The organism is Oculatella sp. FACHB-28 (genome assembly GCF_014696015.1).
GTDB lineage: Bacteria > Cyanobacteriota > Cyanobacteriia > Elainellales > Elainellaceae > JAAUTN01.
Window position 1 is genome coordinate 24,587 of record NZ_JACJPJ010000077.1, and the last position, 19,789, is coordinate 44,375.

17 protein-coding genes are annotated in these 19,789 nt (G+C 50.0%); 10 read left to right on the top strand and 7 right to left on the bottom strand.

The features are described 5' to 3' along the window. Positions 1-91: 91 nt before the first annotated feature. From H6F88_RS18380 to mnmA, 3 genes are all read right to left on the bottom strand, one after another. Positions 92-2,461: a caspase family protein gene (locus H6F88_RS18380; RefSeq protein WP_190644204.1), complete on the bottom strand. Its 2,370-nt coding sequence runs from the start codon at positions 2,459-2,461 to the stop codon at positions 92-94. A 48-nt stretch (positions 2,462-2,509) separates the two neighbouring features. Further along, positions 2,510-3,688, bottom strand: a complete 1,179-nt coding sequence (sat, locus tag H6F88_RS18385; protein WP_190644205.1) for a sulfate adenylyltransferase — start codon at positions 3,686-3,688, stop codon at positions 2,510-2,512. Between the two features lie 81 nt (positions 3,689-3,769). Next, complete coding sequence (mnmA, locus tag H6F88_RS18390) at positions 3,770-4,849, bottom strand: tRNA 2-thiouridine(34) synthase MnmA (RefSeq protein ID WP_190644206.1); 1,080 nt, start codon at positions 4,847-4,849, stop codon at positions 3,770-3,772. Between the two features lie 466 nt (positions 4,850-5,315). On the opposite strand from mnmA, the gene H6F88_RS18395 reads away from it, so the two are divergent. Further along, positions 5,316-5,738, top strand: coding sequence for a response regulator (locus tag H6F88_RS18395; protein ID WP_190644207.1), 423 nt, complete (start codon positions 5,316-5,318; stop codon positions 5,736-5,738). Here the strand turns inward: H6F88_RS18395 and H6F88_RS18400 are convergent. Next, entirely contained in the window at positions 5,704-6,126 is a 423-nt protein-coding gene (locus tag H6F88_RS18400; protein WP_242042611.1) for a DUF2294 domain-containing protein, read from the bottom strand. The genes H6F88_RS18395 and H6F88_RS18400 overlap by 35 nt on opposite strands. A 361-nt stretch (positions 6,127-6,487) precedes the next feature. Here H6F88_RS18400 and H6F88_RS18405 point away from each other — a divergent pair, with 361 nt between their 5' ends. The 5 genes from H6F88_RS18405 (at position 6,488) to cobM (ending at position 12,050) form a co-directional block, all read left to right on the top strand. After that, on the top strand, positions 6,488-7,420 hold the full coding sequence (locus H6F88_RS18405) for a hypothetical protein (RefSeq protein ID WP_190644208.1): 933 nt from the start codon (positions 6,488-6,490) through the stop codon (positions 7,418-7,420). Positions 7,421-7,440: 20 nt separating this feature from the next. After that, the gene (locus H6F88_RS18410; RefSeq protein ID WP_347277713.1) at positions 7,441-9,000 is read left to right on the top strand and encodes an NAD(P)H-hydrate dehydratase; all 1,560 of its coding nucleotides are present in this window, start codon (positions 7,441-7,443) and stop codon (positions 8,998-9,000) included. A 171-nt stretch (positions 9,001-9,171) separates the two neighbouring features. Further along, positions 9,172-9,915: a hypothetical protein gene (locus H6F88_RS18415; protein WP_190644209.1), complete on the top strand. Its 744-nt coding sequence runs from the start codon at positions 9,172-9,174 to the stop codon at positions 9,913-9,915. Between the two features lie 3 nt (positions 9,916-9,918). Next, a complete protein-coding gene (locus tag H6F88_RS18420) occupies positions 9,919-10,521 on the top strand; it encodes a DUF4231 domain-containing protein (RefSeq protein WP_190644210.1) in 603 nt (200 codons plus the stop codon). A gap of 695 nt (positions 10,522-11,216) precedes the next feature. Beyond that, positions 11,217-12,050: a precorrin-4 C(11)-methyltransferase gene (gene cobM / locus H6F88_RS18425; protein ID WP_190644211.1), complete on the top strand. Its 834-nt coding sequence runs from the start codon at positions 11,217-11,219 to the stop codon at positions 12,048-12,050. Positions 12,051-12,110: 60 nt separating this feature from the next. On the opposite strand, the gene H6F88_RS18430 is transcribed toward cobM, so the two are convergent. The 3 genes from H6F88_RS18430 to H6F88_RS18440 all read right to left on the bottom strand — a co-directional run bounded on the left by H6F88_RS18430 (position 12,111) and on the right by H6F88_RS18440 (position 15,316). Continuing rightward, a complete protein-coding gene (locus H6F88_RS18430) occupies positions 12,111-13,325 on the bottom strand; it encodes an SfnB family sulfur acquisition oxidoreductase (protein WP_190644212.1) in 1,215 nt (404 codons plus the stop codon). 124 nt (positions 13,326-13,449) lie between these two features. Continuing rightward, positions 13,450-14,415: an acetamidase/formamidase family protein gene (locus H6F88_RS18435; protein ID WP_190644213.1), complete on the bottom strand. Its 966-nt coding sequence runs from the start codon at positions 14,413-14,415 to the stop codon at positions 13,450-13,452. A gap of 277 nt (positions 14,416-14,692) precedes the next feature. Beyond that, complete coding sequence (locus H6F88_RS18440; RefSeq protein ID WP_190644214.1) at positions 14,693-15,316, bottom strand: TetR/AcrR family transcriptional regulator; 624 nt, start codon at positions 15,314-15,316, stop codon at positions 14,693-14,695. Positions 15,317-16,153: 837 nt separating this feature from the next. Between H6F88_RS18440 and H6F88_RS18445 the strand changes: the two genes are divergently transcribed. Genes H6F88_RS18445 through H6F88_RS18460 form a run of 4 tightly spaced genes read left to right on the top strand, consistent with a single transcriptional unit; the run spans position 16,154 to position 19,699 of the window. Continuing rightward, complete coding sequence (locus tag H6F88_RS18445) at positions 16,154-17,230, top strand: ABC transporter substrate-binding protein (RefSeq protein WP_199333677.1); 1,077 nt, start codon at positions 16,154-16,156, stop codon at positions 17,228-17,230. A gap of 3 nt (positions 17,231-17,233) precedes the next feature. After that, complete coding sequence (locus H6F88_RS18450; protein ID WP_190644215.1) at positions 17,234-18,109, top strand: ABC transporter permease; 876 nt, start codon at positions 17,234-17,236, stop codon at positions 18,107-18,109. Next, positions 18,102-18,905, top strand: a complete 804-nt coding sequence (locus H6F88_RS18455; RefSeq protein ID WP_190644216.1) for an ABC transporter ATP-binding protein — start codon at positions 18,102-18,104, stop codon at positions 18,903-18,905. The genes H6F88_RS18450 and H6F88_RS18455 overlap by 8 nt, the downstream gene beginning before the upstream one ends. Before the next feature lie 38 nt (positions 18,906-18,943). Continuing rightward, positions 18,944-19,699, top strand: a complete 756-nt coding sequence (locus tag H6F88_RS18460; RefSeq protein WP_190644217.1) for an SDR family oxidoreductase — start codon at positions 18,944-18,946, stop codon at positions 19,697-19,699. The last annotated feature ends 90 nt before the right edge of the window (positions 19,700-19,789 follow it).

Consider the following 19,789-nt stretch of genomic DNA (forward strand, 5'->3'; position numbering starts at 1 on the left):
ACTGCGTCTATAGCAATTCTCAATTGCACGTCATACAGCAGTGGCACGGTGCGCCACTGCTGTATGACGTACTTTGTATTCCACTCAAGACTTAGGCTTTTGCTACCTGATAGACAAAGTTTAGGGTTGCCCAGTTGTTGCAATTCAAGGTGTAGGTGTCAGGCGGTACGTCTGTCCTACTGTTGGCGACCAGGCCAGCTTGATTCAAGTCTCGTAAGGTTGCTTGGGCAACTTCTAGCGGATTTGCCAGGGTGCTGACCCGTCTGGCATCTCCCTTAGAGCGCATAGAAATTTCCAAGGCAGAGTAGGTGTGGGTGAGTGGGGTATGGCTGAAGATCACGTAATTTTCGACTACGCCAGGTGGTCCTTGTAGTGTCCAGTCAGACGGCGTGGATTGGGGAATGAGCAAGATTTCTCCCGGTGAGAGCAGACTATCGGCGGGAGCAGCCTCGAAATCAAGACTATTTTCAGATGTGGGTGTAGGAAAGAGGGCGATGGCATTCCCACTGCTATCTAAACCTAAAAGAATGAAATAGACAGGGCGATCGCTATAGTTACACAGCCGATACTGAAGGCGGCTATTAATCGGTAAGGTAGGCAATTTGCCATCGCCTACAAACAGTCCGGCTAATCGACTGGCAGGGGCAGCCCAGGGAGCGCGAGGCGTTTCCTGCTGCATCACAATCCGTTCTTGAGGGGCAGTCATTTCCAGCGTTGCCCGCACACCCAGACGAGATGATTCTGCGTTACTGGTCAGGCGAAGTAGCTTTGCCGCCAAAAGAGTGTGAAGTTGGGGGGTAATGCGGTTTACCGCAGTTTTGACGGCTTCTTCTTCCTTGGACAGCGTGTTTAGGAGAGCAGACCGCCCCAGGTGAAATAAACCATAACTGCTTTTAGGAGCAGGTAAATCACCATTCACTGGCTGTCTTGGCTCCAAGTCTCCTGCTTCAAGCGAGGATGCGGTCAACGATGCAGCCAGGGTTGGAGCACCTAATTGAGTTTTGCCAAAAACATAATCTGCAGATTGCTCACCAGCGGCGATCGCCGTCACCCTGGGGATTGTCGCAAAAGCGCTTGTCGCATCTACCCGCTCAATTCGCTCCAGGCTAGAATCTAGCGCCACAGTCAAATTGATATTGCGTGGCAAAACTCGCACCGATTCCTGGACTAGCTGCCCCACTTGCAGCGGCATGGTGCTAGAAGCAGCAGAAATTCTTGCTCTAACTGATATACCTTCACGGCTGCGAATCTGAAGTAGTTGCTTGTCTGCCGATGAGGTCGTTTCAACGTCCGCAACAACAGACTCAAGCAGCTGAATCTTTTCACTGGGCTGAGCATTCGACGGAACTAGTGACAAGAGTGAATTTTGTCCGTAATTTTCTAGTACCGCTGCGGGAAGTCCAGCCAGCCACAGCCGGACTGTTTTACCGTCTTCCTCGATTGCCGTAACCACACCATCAGCAGTCGTTGTAGCATCAGACTTAAGGTAGTAAGGCGATAGGGATGGATTCTGGCTCTTTTGCCCCAAGACATACGGCTGTTGTTCTTTGCCGACCAGTTGCTCGACAGATCCAGCGGTGAGTCCCAGAGTGAGCTGGAGTGTACTGGCAGGTGTTGCGCCCCAGAGGTGCTGCGTCAGCGCATAGGTAAACAATCCGGCGCTAAATCCATTCCATTGTCCTTCTGCTGCAACTTGATTTGGTCCCGTTGCCATTAAGACAATGCCGGGCAACTGACCCGTTCGCCATTGGGACTGGCTTTGTTCTTGGGAAATTCTCACCCGACCGCGCAACTGTGCCTGAAATTCCAGTTCCGCTGGGGCAAGCCAACCGTTAGGCGTAGTGGGACGAGAGCGAACCCGCAGGTTGCCCTGGATAGCTCGATTGGGGTCAGCATAGCTAGTGTCTAGCACCGCAGTGACTTGCTCAGTGGAGAGCGATCGCAGTAGTAACCCTAGTGTCTCCTCCGGCAAATCATTAATATATGGACTTTCCTCAGTAGGCAAAACGCCATCAACTGGCACCAAGCTATTTTGAACCAGTTCACCATTCTCTCCCAGCTTGATCTGACTGCCAAACCCGCTGAAGTGAAAAAGCACCACATCACCAGGTCGAGCTTGCTCTGTCAAATGCGTGAGAAAAGCAGCTTCGATCACTTCACGGGTTACCTGCTGGTCGGTCAGCGTCAGAATGTCACTGGGCTGAAAGCCAAAGCGGTGAATCAGCAGTTCTCGCTGAAGCTGAACATCCGTGATGCAACCATTTAGGGCATAGGTGGAGCGATCGGAAACTTGCTCAGGATATTGGTTAATGCCAACCAACAGTGCCAACTTGCGATTCGTTGGCTGAGCGAGTGCCTGTTGGTATCGGTCTGTCACTAGAGACAATGCCGCCTCACTGCTCCCCAGGGCAAACAGTGTTAAACCAGCTTGCTGTAAGAAAGCTCGACGCTTTAGTCCCACTGAATCCTCTACGCTGCTAAACTTCTGCGTTGCTAACCCGACGAATGACTAAACTTCTGCCGCAACCTTCATTGCCCGTGCCAGCTCTGCTGCAACTTCAGGGCGAGAAAACTCAGGGGGTGGTAACTCACCTTGACGCAGCAGTTGACGAACCTTTGTTCCAGACAAATGAATTCGTTCTTCGGGCGTACTGGGGCTAGTTTTTGTCGTCGCCATTGACTGGGTACGAGTGCAGTAAAAGGCGTGTTCAAACTTCATCGGACTGATCCCCAACGCGGTGGGATCAAATTCGTCGAAGATGTATTGAGCATCGTAAGTGCCGTAATAATCACCTACTCCAGCATGATCCCGACCGACGATAAAGTGAGTGCAGCCATAGTTTTTCCGCACTAAAGCGTGAAAAATCGCTTCCCTGGGGCCAGCGTACCGCATTGCGGCTGGGTTAATTGCCAGAATTACGCGATCCTGGGGGAAATAGTATTTCAGCATAATTTCGTAGCAACGCATCCGCACGTCAGCCGGAATATCGTCACTCTTGGTAGCCCCAACCAATGGGTGGAGAAATAGTCCATCCACAGTTTCTAAAGCGCATTTTTGAATGTACTCATGGGCACGGTGAATTGGGTTGCGCGTTTGGAATCCGACAATGGTTTTCCAGCCTTTTTCACGAAATAGCGATCGCGAGTCAACCGGATCGACCTGATAGGTAGGAAAGAAAGGATGGGGATCACGCTGCAACAGCCAAACTGCACCTGCCAAATTGATTGGTCCTTGCTCATAGACCACTTTCACACCCGGATGCGCTTCGTCGTCTGTTTTATAAACGTTGACGGCTTCCTTGACCTTGTCGTAACGATATTTTTGCTCTAGCTCCAGGATGCCGACAAACTCACCATTGGGATCATCCAGGCGAATTTTGCTGCCTTCTTTGAGGGGTTCTGCGATCGCCTCCGTCACCGAGAGCGTAACCGGAATTGACCAGGGCAAACCATTAGCCAGGTGCATTGTCGTGACGACGGCTTCATAGTCTGACGAATTCATAAATCCGGTCAAAGGGCTGAACCCACCGATCGCAATCATCACCAGATCAGACGTGGTGCGTTCGTCTAGCTGCACTCTAAGTAAAGCATCTGCCTCTGCTAAAAATTGTTGGCGTTGCTCTGGAGTCGCCACCCGATTAATCAGATGCCCGCCGTGCGGGGCGATGTTGTCTACGTGCTGAGTCATTGAAGTCGAGGTAAAGAGGTTAGCAGCATGTGATCAGGCTGAGCAAGCAGCACTGATCCCGGTTCAGTTCAAAACCAACCCCTATCGTACTGTGCTGTGGGGTTCGATTAACCCACCGCCAAGCAACAGATCGCCGCGATACCAGACGGCTGCCTGCCCGGGGGTAATGCTGAACTGAGGTTCGTCAAAAATCACCTTGACGCGAGTAGCGCCGTTCTCTGACGATTCCAGCGGAATGATGGTGGCAGGAACGGCTGCTGATCGGTAGCGTACCTGAACTTCAGCCTGAATCGGTGTGTCTGGCGCTGCAATGGATACCCAATTCACCTGTTGAACGGTGCATTCAGTTTGGTGAGTGCTGTCGCGATCGCCCACAATCACCTGATTGCGTCCTGCATCAATACCGATGACATAAAGAGGTTGTGCTGCTGCGATCCCCAGCCCCTTGCGCTGCCCGATCGTGTAGTGATGAATACCATCGTGCTGCCCCAGCACCCGTCCTGACTGGTCAACGATGTCTCCCTTTTGGGGTGCCAGGTACTTATCGAGAAAAGTTTGCATTGAGCCGTGAGCCTCGATCAGGCAAAGATCCTGGCTTTCGGGCTTGTCTGCTGTGTGTAGCCCAAACTCAGCCGCTAGTCTGCGGGTTTCTACCTTCGTCTGCTCTCCTAGAGGAAACTGGGAATGAGCCAGTAGATCCTGCGTCAAATCGTAGAGGAAGTAGGACTGATCTTTACTGCGATCGACAGCGCGGCGAAGCTGGTGGCGATCGCTCAGGGAATCATAGCTAATCCGAGCATAATGTCCCGTCGCGATCTGGTCGATCCCCAATTCGTCCTGGGCATAGCGCAACATTGGACCGAACTTCACTGCCTTGTTGCACTGAGAGCAGGGCAACGGCGTAATCCCAGCACCGTAACCGCTGACCAGATAATCTACGATATTGGACTGGAAAACATCCCGACTGTCCACGATGTGGTGCGGAATTTCTAACTGCTCACAAAGCTGAGCCGCATCTACCATGCCTTCAGAGCAGCACTGTCCTTTCCCTTTCATGAGCCAAAGGGTCAGCCCAATGACTTCATAGCCTTGACGATGAAGTGTTGCGGCCGCAACTGAACTGTCAACTCCACCCGATAGCCCAACTACAACTTTGTCCATGAACTGATGAGGTGACTTTAACTTTAAAAATCCTATTTTCTGGGTTTTTGCTGGGTTAGGTCTGTTTAACACTGAGCATACTTTCCCTTACTTAGGCTAACATTTAGCGACAAAACCGTTTGGCAATGGGTTAAATGAACTCCTTGGGGCAAGGAAATGATCGTTACAAAGCTTTCCTATAGCAGGTCTGGAAGTCCTCAAATATTTCTCAAATCCTATAAAAATCTTTAGATTTCTTCATTTTTAGAAGAATTATTTATCCTCTAAGTATCTCATTTGCAAGAATATAGGGATTGTCTACTGATGTCCCTTGATCTAGCCAGCACCAGGGAATAAACTGGATAACCTCCAAACGAGCCAATTCTCTGCACCTATTTCAGAAGTGCCTCGTCCACAACGTCACCACAACTTTGATTGAGCCCTGTAGTCGGTGGCTCAACCCTACGCCTGCTGAGAGTAGTTTTTGATGGACTTGGAGCACTTTGCTCGTAGCGGTTTGCCTGAAACCGAGAAAAATTCCCTGGTACTCGTGATTGACAGTAATGCAGATAGCTTATGGCTGGCTAGTCAAATTCTGGGCTTATGTGGTTGTTCGTCAATATCAACTACAAAAGGGTTAGAGGCATTAGAAGTCGTTCAGCAAAAGCAACCCAATCTCATTTTGAGTGAGCTTATGCTGACCGACATCGATGGCATTGAACTGATAAAGCAGCTGCGGCAAACAGCGATCGCCACCCCCATCATTGCGGTGACAACTCTTTGTCAATCTCCTTACGGGGAACTAGCAGTGAGGGCAGGCTGCAATGGACTGATCAAAAAACCTTACGAAGTTGAAGAGTTAGTGGCGGTCGCAGCTACTCATCTACCTCAAGTGTCTTTTCCCTTCTGATTTTAGGAATTGATGCAGGGTCGCGCACCGGCGGAGGGCTGCTGAGAACAGCGAGTAGCCCAGAAAATCCACTTTCTAAAGCCGTATCGCTGAGCAAGGCAATCACAGAGATTCCAGCGATCTCCTCAATCATGGTCTTGATTTGAGGCTTGATGGCCATGTCTATCTGCCAACGCAGCTTAACGGCAAGTTCTTTTTGCTCTGTGGCTAGCAAAAGTTGCTCGGCGTGGGTCGTAGACTTTTCCAGAATGATTGCCAGTTTTTCATCAAAAAATTGACAGGTAACTTTTTCTAGTCGATGTCCCAATTTTTCTCGATAGAGGGCCTGGATACGCTGTGCCAAGGCACGTTCTATCTGCCCCCGTGTGGGACTACTGGATGTCATCATGAGCGAGCTATCCTCCATCAGAGCCTTTGAGGTGTCTAAAATGCCACCAAAAGACGGTGACTTAAAGCAAAAACAGCACCAGAGGTGTCAGAGTTGTCCAAACGGCTCTTGCTGAATACCTGGTAAAGAAAAGTAGGTGAGACTACGGGTGCTATGTAATGGTTACGTCAGATTAGCGGTTGTATGAGCCTTAAGTCGTCTATCAGCAGATACAGCCGTTGTGGAATTAACCTAAAAACCTCTAAAAACCTCTAATGAACGCTTTACGGGTCGCTGTCGTGTTAAACTTGCTGCAAATTTTGCTACCACAAGTTAGATCGTTTGGTAAGTCCGAATTCCAAAAACACGACTCAATAGCCTTATGAAAAGGGGCGATCGCATCATGAGCAACCTCCACCACAAATCGCCTACATCTTGTCATCCTTTTAGGTTGCAACAGTCAGGGCTACTCAGCTTCATCTCAATTTCCGTGCTACTAGGAAGCGGTTGGATGATTGCTCCGGCTTGGGCAGAGCCGTTACCCAGAAACGTGTTGATGGCACAGCAGATTGTAGATGGTCTGCCACCGCCGCCGTCTGTGACTTTTGGGGAAGAAATTCCGGTCGCACCGACTCAACCCCAGCAGTATCCACAACAGTACAATGATCCGGCTCCCGCCCCAGCTAATCTAGAGCAATCTGGCTCGACTGATGCTTCAGAACGTTTTCTGGTTTACGTCAACGGAGACAGCCCGCTTTTGCTAAACCAGGTGAGACGGGTGGAATCAGGCGCATTCTTCCAAAACTATGATGGACGGCAGGTAATCCAGGCAGGCGTGTTTAACCAGACCGATAGCGCAGAACGGCGGGTTGCGGAGCTTGCTGCTCAAGGCATTGGGGCTGAGGTGGTCCGGGTTCCAGGTGTGGTGTTAGCCAATTCAAACACCCAGACAGTCGCCTCAAGGGGATCTAGCCTGCCCTCCCCTGAACTGCTGCCAGCAGCAACGTTTAACCCAGAGGCTTCTGGACAGCAGTCTAACTTTAGCGACACTGAAGTTGCTCAAGCCAATACGCCGATTCCGGATGACTCCTACTATGTTGCCATTCCGGGAGATGCGGACGACATATCCGCTATTTATGCTCAAGTGGTGCGGCTGGGTGGAAATTTAAGGCTGGCTCAAGTTGCAGAAAGTAGGCGAGAGCCTTTTGGACCTCACGTCTTGGTCGGTCCCTTTGCCAACCGCAGTGCAGCCACTCGCTGGAATCGCTACTTTAGAGACTTTGGTATGGATGCCAGAGTTTACTATAGGCGTTAGGAAGTTTTGAGTTGTGAATTGTGCTGAACGTCCTACGGCTAGAGCAAATTCAGCACTTTGCGGTCACCGCCAAGCAAATGGCAGAAATCGAGGCGCGGGTATTTGCGGCAGGGATGCCCGTGGCAGCGTTGATGGAGAAGGTGGGTGGGCTCCTTGCCCAGCGGATTCAGGCGCTCTATCCGCGATCGCAAGCTTCTCACATTGGCATTTTGGTTGGACCAGGACACAATGGTGGCGATGCGCTGGTCATTGCTCGTGAGCTTCACTTTCGGGGCTACAAAGTCACGCTCTACCAACCGCTAACCAAGCTCAAGGAATTGACTGATCACCATGCCCAATATGCTGCCAGTTTGGGCATTCCCTGCTCTGATCAGTTCACCGCTTTAGAAACCTGTGATTTGTTGATCGATGGGCTATTTGGGTATGGGCTGACCCGAACGTTAGAAGGGGCAATCGCCGATGCCATTAACCATATCAATCAGAGGACTCAGCCCATTCTCAGCATTGACCTACCTTCTGGCATTCATACCGACACCGGAGAGGCTTTAGGCACTGCGATTTGTGCCGATCGCACCTTTTGCTTGGGTTTGTGGAAACTTGCATTTCTGCAAGATCAGGCATTGAAACATATAGGAACGGCTGAGTTAATCGACATTGACCTGCCGCTTGCCGATATTCAGGCGATACTGGGCACCCCTGAGCTATATCGAATTACGGCAAGAACGGCGATCGCGCCCCTCTCGATTGCGCGATCGCCCACCACCCACAAGTACAAGCAGGGGCATTTGTTGCTGATCTGCGGTTCCCGTCAGTATATGGGTGCTGCCGTTCTAACTTCTCTGGCAGCAAGAGCCAGTGGCGTCGGGATGCTCTCCATTGCCGTGCCTGAATCGCTCAAATCTATTTTGATCGCCCAACTGCCCGATGCCTTGACGCTGGGCTGTGTCGAAGACGAATCGGGTGCGATCGCCCAACTGCCCGACGAAACCGACCTGAGCAAATATAGTGCGATCGCCTGTGGTCCGGGTCTGACCCAAAATGCTGGTTCCGTTGTAGAGCAAGTTCTCGCTAGCGATCGCCCACTCGTTTTAGACGCAGATGGATTAAACATTCTGGCAAACCAAGCCCGGATGCCCCAAATTGCTCAGCGGCAGGCACCTACAATTCTCACGCCTCACCCCGGCGAATTTAAGCGGCTTTTTCCCAATCTGGGTGAGCAACTGGGCGATCGCATTACGGCCGTTCGTTCAGCCGCCCAGCAAAGCAAGGCAGTTGTGCTGCTCAAAGGCGCACGAGTCGCGATCGCCAATTCTCAAGGTACCGTTTGGGTAAACCCTGAAAGCACTCCGGCCCTGGCCCGTGGCGGCAGTGGCGATGTTTTGACTGGCTTGCTGGGTGGTCTACTAGCACAGGCGATCGCTCATTCCACCTCAGCAGAAGCGATCGTTCAAACTGCGACTTGGTGGCACGCTCAAGCAGGCATTCAAGCTGCCCAAGAACGAACTGAATTCGGCGTTGACGCGCATACGTTAACGCAGTTTTTGATCCCGACTTTGCGATCGCACTTAGAGAGGCTCTAGAGTCTGCTTGGTCAACATTTGCTTGGTCAACGTTGAGTTTTCGTGCCCCGCTCGCACAAAAATTAACTATTTCAATCTGCTTTAGGGCATACTTCAAAAATCAGGATGCAAAAATTCAATCAGAATGCGATAAAGCGATAAGCTAATGGGTATTTTATTTTTCACCTCTACATGGAACAAAGCTTTCAACTAACGTTTGAAAACGGTCGAACGGCACAAGCAATTCACCTCCAACGAGATGCTGATTTACCAGATGCGCTCAACCAACTCGGCTTGCAAGGTCCAGGTCCCGTTTTGGTGGTAGTCGGCGGTGCGAGTAAGTTGAGTGATGCAGACCGCAGGCGAGTGCAGGCATTATTTGTAAAAGTGTTGGCTCCTCTGGCAAAGGACATGAAAGCCTTTGTGGTTGATGGTGGCACCGACGCAGGCATTATGAAACTGATGGGAGAAGCCCGCACCCAAATTAACGCCTCGTTTCCCTTGATTGGTGTTGCCCCGATTGGGTTGGCGACGTTGCCTAACGCTTCGAATGCATCCGATGAGGCCTCTCTGCTAGAGCCAAATCATACGCATTTTGCTTTAGTTCCGGGCTCTAGTTGGGGAGATGAATCTCCCTGGATTGCCAAAATTGCTTCAACCTTGGCTGACTCTCAACCTTCAATAGTCATCTTGATCAATGGGGGAGAGGTGACCTGGAAAGACGCGTCTCAAAATATTCAAGAAGGGCGACCTGTAGTTGTGATTGCGGGTAGTGGACGTACAGCAGACGTACTGGCTGCCGTTTTACGGGGTAAAGCAACCGATCAACGAGCCGAAGACCTGATATCATCTGGGCTAGTGCAAGCCATAGACTTGACAACGGACTTTAGGACATTATTCAAAAAGATTAAACAAGCCTTTCTTGCTAAGGAGTAAATTGTGGCTAAGAAAGATCCTTATCGAGAATTTTTACAAAAAGACTTTGGTGAATTGTTTGAAAATCTGGAGCTCAAGGATCGTCAAAAACACTATTTGCGATCGCGCTGGCTTGACCAAATTCTTTGGATGGAAGGACGCGCCGGACGAGCGCGTGACCTTTATTACAGGCTTCGTTTGACGACCATTATTGGTGGTGTAATCATTCCAGCGTTAGTCAGTTTAAGCAGCGTCAGTGCGGGCATCCTTAACCCCGGCAATCCAGAAACGAATCAAACCAACTCAGCTCTCTATATTCGAGATGCGATTAGCTGGTCTGCTTTTGTGCTGAGTCAGGTCGTGGCGATCAGCGCTGCAACTGAACAATTTTTTAACTATGGCGATCGCTGGCGCAACTACAGACGCAGCGTAGAATCCCTCAAAACACAGGGCTGGCAATTTTTTGAATTGAGTGGACCCTACCTGCCCTACAAAACTCACGAAGAGGCTTTTAACGTCTTTGCTAGCCAGGTCGAGCAAATTATTCAGCAAGATGTAGAAATTTACGCCACACAAATTACTCAACCTAAAGGGGTAAAAGACGAAGAAGACGAAGCAGCATCGTAAGTTAACTCAACAGCAGATACTAACGTTTGCAATCATCAGGTGTGGACTAACTAGACAGCCTAAATTAGCTGAGCGATCGCCATCAAAACTTCAGTTTTGCATTAGTAAAGAAAAACCCCGAAGAGTTAACTTCGGGGTTTTAATCAGGGTGCATCTACCATTCCTCTATACCAATTGAAGAGGGTAAATCCGGAGACTCCTTGAGATTTATTTAGTCTTTGTAAAATTATCCAGGAAGCATCGTATTTCTCGATCTGTGCTCAGCATTCCTACCTCTTGAGGTATATCAAAGTAAGTTTTCATTATCAAAAAAGAAAAACCCCGAAGAGTTAACTTCGGGGTTTTAATCAGGGTGCATCTACCATTCCTCTATACCAATTGAAGAGGGTAAATCCGGAGACTCCTTGAGATTTATCTAGTCTTTGTAAAATTATCTAGGAAGCATCGTATTTCTCGGTTTGTACTCAGCATTCCTACTTCCTGAAGCATATCAAAGTAAGTTTCCGTTATCAAAAAAGAAAAACCCCGAAGAGTTAACTTCGGGGTTTTAATCAGGGTGCATCTACCATTCCTCTATACCGATCGGGCGAGTCTGATCCGGAAGCATTTATGCAGTTTATGGTTCCTTAGAAGAAGTTCATGTTGGCTTTAAAGTAGAATTGCTGAACGACCTGGATTTGAGGACTGTAGGTTTGATGACTGTTGCTAAAGCTGTTGTGGATATCGATGAACTCAATGCACCGGATGCTCATGTGCTCACACCAGGTGTGTATATTGTCGGTGCTGGGCCGGGTGATCCAGATCTGTTAACAGTGAAAGCGCAAAAGCTGTTGGCTCGGGCAGATGTAGTTGTGTTTGCGGATTCACTGGTGCCCAGGCAAATTCTGCAAATCGTGCGTCCTGATGCGGAGGTCGTGCGGACGGCAGATAAGACGCTGGAGGAGATTTTGCCGCTGATGGTGGAACGGGTGCGATCGCACAAATCTGTCATTCGTCTCCACTCTGGTGACCCAACACTTTACGGTGCCGTTCACGAGCAAATGCAGGCGCTAGCAGCGGCAGAAATTCCGTTTGAGGTGATTCCGGGCATCAGCGCGTTTCAGGCAGCGGCGGCAAAGCTCAAGGTTGAGTTGACTGTGCCCGGACTGGTGCAAACGATCATCCTAACCCGGATTAGCGGACGCACTCAGGTGCCAGAGGCAGAGGAATTGGCATCCTTAGCCGCTCATCAAGCAAGCCTGTGTCTGTATCTCAGTGCGCGACACATTCAAGCAGCTGAAGCAAAGTTGTTGCAGCACTATCCAGCAGATACTCCAGTTGCGGTATGTTTTCGCATAGGTTGGCCAGACGAGAAAATTTGGATTGTGCCACTCGACCAGATGGCAGCTGTAACAGAGCAGGAGAAGCTGATCCGGACGACGATGTATTTAATCAGTCCGGCATTAAGAGGGGTAGATGGACAGGGGGAAGGTGTAGAAGCGCGATCGCGCCTCTATAACCCAGAGCATTCTCACCTGTTTCGTCCTTAATCCCCTAAAGTAGGGCAACAGGACCCGAAGGGGCGTTTCGCGAAACGCCCCTTCGGGTCCTTAGATCCAGCCGTGACGAGGTGGCTTTGCATCATTCAAATAGTAGTTGCCGACCGCGTGATATTTCCAGCGAGAAGGGTCGTGCAGCGTGTGGGCGCGGCCGTTACGCCAGTGGCGATCGAGATTGAGTTGCTGGAGTGTCGATTTGGTGCCGCTGACTTCAAAGAAGGCGTTGGTGATAAAGATGACGGCTTCCTCAGCCATTGCTTTCGATTCAGCAACAGCGATCGAAGTTGCAGCCGTTGTTTCTTCATTCATATCAGCAAAGGTGCGATCCATGAATTCTGCGGCTCGTCGCAAGACCGCCTCGGCTGCGTGAAGTTTCAGCTCCATTTCACCGATTTTGTGAATTAGCAGCGGGTCTTGGTAGCTGTAGTCTACGCCGCTGTCAATCCAGGGACGTGGGTTTTTGCGAACAAACTGAATCGTCTCACGCATGGCATCACGGGCAATCCCCACATCGACTGCTGCGTGCATAATTTGAGCAAACGAGCCCATGCAGGTCGGGCGTTCAAAAGCAAGATAGTGGGGTAAAACATGTTCTGCTTTGACGGGGACATTTTCAAAAATAGTGGTGCCGCTGCCTGTCCCTTTTTGCCCAAAGCAAGACCAGTCATCAATGACAGTGACTCCTTTGGTCTCTTTGAGAATGTGGGCGATCGAGGTTCTGCCTTCGCCTGCTTCTTCGTCCACACACAGTACCGGAATCCAGTGAGCAAACAGCGCTCCGGTAGAGTAGAACTTTTGACCATTAAGGACGTAATCATCACCAGAGCGGGTCAGCTTGGTTTTCAGGTCAGCTACATTCTTGGTGCCTCGCTCTGAAAAGGCGTTGCCAAAGCGCATCCCGTTAAGAATCTGGCTAAAGAAAAACTGTTTTTGGGTTTCGGTGCCATCGAGCCGCAGGGCTTCAACGGAGTAAAAATGGTTTTGCGGTAGCTGACCAAGGCTAGAATCTCCAGCCGTGAGGATGGTCAGCACTTCCATGAGCGTCACATTAGAGACGAAGGGCCCCCCATACTCCTTGGGGACGGTGATTGCTAACAAGCCACTCTGGGAAAGCTTTTCAACTTCGTTGTAGGGGAGAATTCGCTCCTGATCACGCTTGGAAGCACCGATCGCAAATTCGTCGGCAAGCTCTTGAGCAACAGCGATCGCTTCTTCATCGCTTTTAATCACACGGGTCTGCTGAGAACCATTAGTGACAAGTGACATGGATAAACCACCTTTAAGATAGAGTGAACGATCAGGAATAGAGCGATCGCCCCAGGGAAACTATTACTCAAAACTGATATTCAGGCTGATATTTAGATCTGCACTAATCAGTTAAGGCTAAAACTTACAAACTTATTCTACGGTTAGCAAAAATTGACTTGGGCAGTAGCCCGTGTACGCCACGCTGGGGACTATTCACCACCTGAGTCACCCTAAAATTGGCGGCAAGGCTGCACAGGCAATAGGCTTCCTGCGCTGAGATGTTAGCAAATGCGGCAATAAAGTTGACCATGCTCTCTAGCGCCATCTCAAAGGCGGCATCTAGCGTCTCAGCAAAGCCCGTCGTCATAATGTCGGTTGGGGTTTCTGCCATCGGTGTGGTTAGCTTCAGATCTTTGCGGACGATTAGCTCGATGCTCCCATTCATCGACGTTTCGATCGCAGTGCCGCAAACTTCCCCATCGCCTTGAGCCGAATGACCATCCCCAATCGAAAACAGCGCACCAGGCAAAAAAGTAGGCAGAAACAGCCGAGAACCTGCTTGCAGTTCAGGATTATCGATATTGCCGCCATAGGCTCCTGGTGGAATCGAGCTATAGTCTTCTGGAGTTGCCACCCCCAAGATGCCAAACATTGGCCGAATTGGGATCTGAATACCACTGCCTTCTGGATACTCTGCTACACCCTTCTCTAGATCAAGTCGAATAAACTTGAGATTGGCTTCGGTAAACCGCTCTGCTAGAGCACCCCAGCCCGGACGAATCGCATTGAACCCGACAGGCAGCCGAGGGCTAATCGCATTGAGCCTCACCTCCAGCACGTCTCCTGGCTCTGCATCATTAACAAAAATAGGGCCAGTCATTAAGTGCGGTCCGACATCAATCTTGCGTTCCGCAGGCAAGTTATGACAAATTTCTAAAAATTCGGCGTTGACAAAATCTTCAGGGGCTTGCTCATACACGTAATAGCCCGTATAGGTTTCAACATCGATGCTATCACCCGAATCAATGACCAGAGCGGGCTTAAGCTTGGGAGAAAAACCCCCTAAATGAACAGTGTCACAAGTTGCCTTTAAGACGTGGTGAACCATAACTTTGCGGCAAAGGAACGAAGAGGTGAATGAAGATGCGACAGCCTGATTCTATTGCTGAGTTAAGCGGTTTTGTCTGTTCTTAATTAACCCAAAGGCAACCTTTTAAGCTTTGTTTGAGCTTTGTCAATTGTCATTTGCTGTGAGCTATTCACTATAAGCTAACGGCAATACATAGAACGTACAAACTACAACAGGGAAACACGACCGAATCGTTAAAATCAGGGTGAATTTAGCTCACCATTGAAACTCAATTGGAGTAAACTCACAATCGAACTCAACTCACTGAATTCAACTGACTAAAATTTTGTTGGGGCTGATGCTGAGGTTTTGCTTGGTTGATCAAGGTCTTGATGTGTTCACCAATAATCTCTAGTGGTTGAACACTTTTTTGGTTGCGGCTCAGCAGCAATGCGCCTTCCACCGATGCCAAAATCAAGGTTGACCAAGTTCGGGTTTCAGCCGGATTGAAGCCAGCCATCAAAAGCCGCTGCTCGATTAGCTCAAACCAATGCATGTAGATCTGTTCGCAAACGCGGCGCAAAGATTCATGGGTTGATGAAGTTTCGATCGCCACGGTTGCGACGGGGCAACCCTTACGGAAGTCAGAATTGAGCATTCCCTCAGCCAAAAGCTGAGTAAAGGCTTGAACAGCGTCTCCAACATCTTCCTGTGAATTCAGCACAGCCTCAATCTTCTGGCTTTCTTCTGCGCCTGCCGCCTCAATAGCAGCGATCGCCAATTCCTCCTTACCTCCTGGAAAGTGGAAGTAGAGAGAGCCTTTTGGCGTGTTGCTCTCTTGGGTGATCTGGTTCAGCCCAGTGGCATGATAGCCCTGAACTTGAAGCAGTTCAGCCGTCGCGGTAATCATTCGGGTTTTGGTGTTAGTGGGTTGGTTCACGGTGAGAACAAGAAAATAATACTATAACGACTGGTCTATTAATTGGTTTGTAGCCCTGTGTACATTGAAAGAATTGTTTCAAGCTATAGACTCCAAGCTATAGACTGGTCACCATATCTTGTTGACAAGATTCTAATAGCTTTATGCCAATCAAGACAAACATTCTCTGCTAAGTTGCTCTACTTTCACGGTGATCATACAATTCATTCATAATATTAACGAATTGTTGAGATGGCACCGGATGTATTCCATGTAACAATTCCATCGTTTGCCAACTGAAAGAGACTATTTGCTGTAGCATTATTTGTACAAAAGCAACTCACACAGTCGGGTGAATATTGGGTGCCAGAGCCAAATCCTTTCCTGTCCACAGCGTTCTAAGTGAGATGCTTAGAATGTCTTTGATTCTCTACAGGGCGTAGCTACCAATCTCTGCACGGTTCAGTTCTCAATGTAACTCAGTAGTACTGCATTCCAATCTGGAAAATAAGGAGAAATGAGGTTGGGGCGATCGCTTAAGACAAGCTTAAAATAATGGACTTGTAGAAGTGAGTACGTAAAACTATGACAGGGAATTCCATCCTTTAAGGTCTTTTAATTTAGATTTTCCTGTTAGCTGAAACTTCAGCTTTTTGAGGAGCTTTCCCATATACATTCAACTCTGAGAGGCAGAACTGAATACTTCAATGAGTTAAATTTATTAGTCGAATTGGTAGGAGAAAGCTCAGGTTCTCATAGTTTCAAATATTGGCTCAAGCAGCCAGAACAGTTAATCATTAAGAGAGGTCTGGTATGGGAATGGGCAAGAGATTGGGTAAAAAGGGTTTGAGATCAGCAGTGAGCAACGATCTATTTCATCCCATTGGTTCTCTCAACCGACGAGGATTTATTCGGAGTTGCTGTCTGGCGTCTATGGCATTCATCACTGCAAATTGTGCCTCTCAAAGAAACGGAGCTTCAGAAGGGGGCACCGAATCTCCAACAGCGAGTGAAGGCAGCGGTAGCGGCACCGTATTGCGAGTCGGTCATTTGCCTGCGGGCTGTGTGTCTCATTTGCTGCTAGCCAATCAGCGGGGCATGTTTGCTGACGCGGGGCTGAATGTTCAACTGACCCAGTTCAACGGGCCGGGCGAAAATTTGCAGGCACTGGTCGCAGGTTCTCAAGATGTGATCCACAACCCCTGGACGAATACAGTGGCCGCTTATGCCCAGGGAACTGATAGCCTCAAGATTATCTGCGGTTCGGGTAAGGGCGGAATTGAGCTAGTGGGTCGAAACGGTTCTGTAAAAAACCTGGATGAGCTGAAGCAAGCATCGGGGCAGGGTTTGAGAATTGGAACGCTGCAACTGGATACCCTAGAATTAGTGGTCTATGGGCATTTGAAGAAGCTGGGCGTAGACTATTCTGGCTATGAAATGACTTTCTTCCCCAGTATGGTGGGCATGGGTGAGGCACTGATTGAAGAAAGTGTGGATGTGTGTTCGCTAGCGCAACCCTACGCTGAAACGGTGGTGTCTCAAGCAGATGGAACTTATCTGGGCGACTCTAACGGAGCCTGGGGGCCGGAGGCTTCAGACTGTGTAATCAACTCCACTGATAGCTTCATTTCTAAAGAGCCAAACATGTTGGCTGACTATCTGGCGGTGCTGCGGCAGTCGGCAGAAGACCTGAATGCAAACTACGAAGAGGCGATCGCCGAATTAGCACCTCTCTACGGCTCAGAGGCGTCTATTCTGGCTCCCGCCCTGAAGCGTCAGGTACCTCAACCGACTATGGATGAAGCCGGAGTTGAGAGTCTTCGCAATGGCATTGGCTTCCTGGCAGATTTGGGTTACTTAGAGCCTGACCAGACCAACCTGATTGACGAGATCTTTGACGGCTCAGTTCAGGAAACTTCACTGCAAACGGCTTAATTCATGCCTCCCGCTGACTCCCCATCCACTTCCGTACCTGCCTGGGCATCTCCGGCGATCGCTCCTTTTGCGCGAGGGCGGTTGCGCCGTTTGATGCCTGGGCTATCTTTTGTGCTGGCCTGGATTATTTTGGCACTAGGTTGGGAAATTGGGGCAGCAACCGAGGTGCTCAATCCTCGAATTTTGCCGCCGCCCAGCGTGGTGATTCCTTACATTCTGCAAGGACCCGGCGCAGCAGGAATCGGGCCGCAGCAGGTGACGTATGGGGAGGCGATCGTCAAAACTCTAGCTAGAGTTTTGATTGGGCTGATTCTGGGACTGATTGCGGCCATCCCCTTAGGAACGGTGCTAGCAGTTGTCAACCCCGTGCGACAACTGATTCTGCCGATGATTCAAACGATCGCCCCGATCGCTCCAGTTGCCTGGGTGCCCGTGGCGATCGCGCTTTTAGGAATTGGCGACCAGTCCGCCATTTTTGTCGTGTTTATGGGCGTGTTTGCAGTCATGACGCTAGCAACCGCAGCGGCGATCGAAAACGTGCCGCAAGAACTGATTAAAACCGCCAGAAGCCTCGGCGCGAGAGGGCATCAGCTCTGGCTCTGGGTTGTATTGCCTGCAACAGCTCCCAGTTTGCTAACGATTGTAAGAGTCAACTTTTTTGCAGCCTGGATGGCCGTTTTGGCGGGTGAAATGGCCGGAATCAACTCTGGACTGGGAGCGCTGATCATTTTGGGGCAGCAGCAGTTCAACATGCGACTGGTAATGACGGGCATCATTACGATTGGCGTGTTGGGGTTTGCGATCGATCGCCTGATTTTGCTGATTCAGCGGCGGCTGCTCTGGTGGGAAGCCCGGAGCAAAGGCAGGACAAATGGCTGAACTTTGCTTTGAGCAAGTTTCCAAAGTGTATGCAGGGCATCCTGCTGTGGTGGATGTCGATCTCACTGTACCTTCAGGCTCATTCACTGCGCTGATTGGTCCCTCTGGCTGTGGCAAAACAACGCTATTAGAAATTGCCGCTGCCCTGATTCCAGCGACGACCGGGCGCGTACTGCTGGGCGGCAGACCGATCACCCGACCCGGACCTGAAACAGCAATTGTGTTTCAGCACCACAACTTGTTTGAGTGGATGACGGTGCAGGACAATGTCGCCTTTGGGCTACGCACTCAAGGAATTTCTCGACACGAACGCCGCCTCAGAGCCGGAAGGCTGCTCGCGGATGTGGGGCTCATTGACCATGCCCACAAACTACCGCGTGAACTCAGCGGCGGAATGCGTCAGCGAGTAGCGATCGCCCGTGCCTTGGTGCTCAATCCACAGGTTCTCCTGATGGACGAACCTTTTTCTTCCCTCGACTATCAAACTCGTCGGGTAATGCAGCGCTATCTGTTGGCAATGTGGCACCATGCCCAGGCAACCGTTGTGATGGTGACTCACGATCTGGATGAGGCGATCGCCCTAGCAGATCAGATTGTGCTATTTTCGGGCAGCCCCGGACGCATCGTTGAAACCATCCACATTCCGCTAGAGCGTCCTCGCCAACCCGAAGATAGCCGTCTTCAAGAAATTCGCACTCACCTACGTCACCATTTAGAAAAAGAAGTTGCCCTGGGCGAATTCACTGCTGCAGAACTTGAAGCCCTGCGTCGCGAAGGCATGACCGCAGACTTGTAACCCTCAACGTCTCACTCACTTTTGCAACATGTGAATCAATGGTGAGAAAGAAGTATTCATTACAAAGAGTTGCCCTTGTCACGGGTTCGACATCTGGGATAGGGCTAGCGATCGCCAGACGACTTACCGAAGATGGGTTTGCTGTTTCTTTTCATTCCAAGTCTTCGGTGCGGGTTGGACGATCATTAGCAGAAGCGCATCCTGGTTCATCTTATTTTCAGGCGGATCTATCTGACCAAAACCAATCGCGTAATTTGATTACTGAGGTTCTGTCGCATCATGGTCGGCTTGATGTATTGGTCAATAATGCAGGGATGAGTGCCACGATTCCACATCAGTCTCTCAAGGAAGCCTCACCGGAGATCTGGCGCAATCTATATGAGGTTAATGTTATTGCACCTTGGACACTCATTGCTGAGGCTGAAACTGCACTACGTCAGTCATCAAGTTCTGCCTGTCCTAGCTGCATTCTCAACATTAGCTCTCATGCGGGTATTCGCTCCAAAGGGGCCTCAATTCCATATTCTGCTAGTAAAGCTGCTCTGAACCACATGACAAAGCTGCTCGCGGTGAGTCTCGCGCCACAGATTCGTGTGAATGCGATCGCGCCAGGTTTAGTTGACACCCCAATGAGCAAAGATTGGACAGCAGCACGAAGACTTTGGGAAGAGCGATCTCCGATGGGTCGTGGCGCACAACCAGAGGAAATCGCGCAAGTGGCTTCGATGTTAGTTTCAAGTCACTATCTGACAGGAGAGATTTTAATTTCAGATGGGGGGCTGAATCTCACTTGATAGAGTTAGTTAGGGCATAGTTTGAAGAGGAACGGTGAGAGGCGATCGCCAGCAATTCCGGGCAAAATCATTCATTCTTAATCGAGAGAG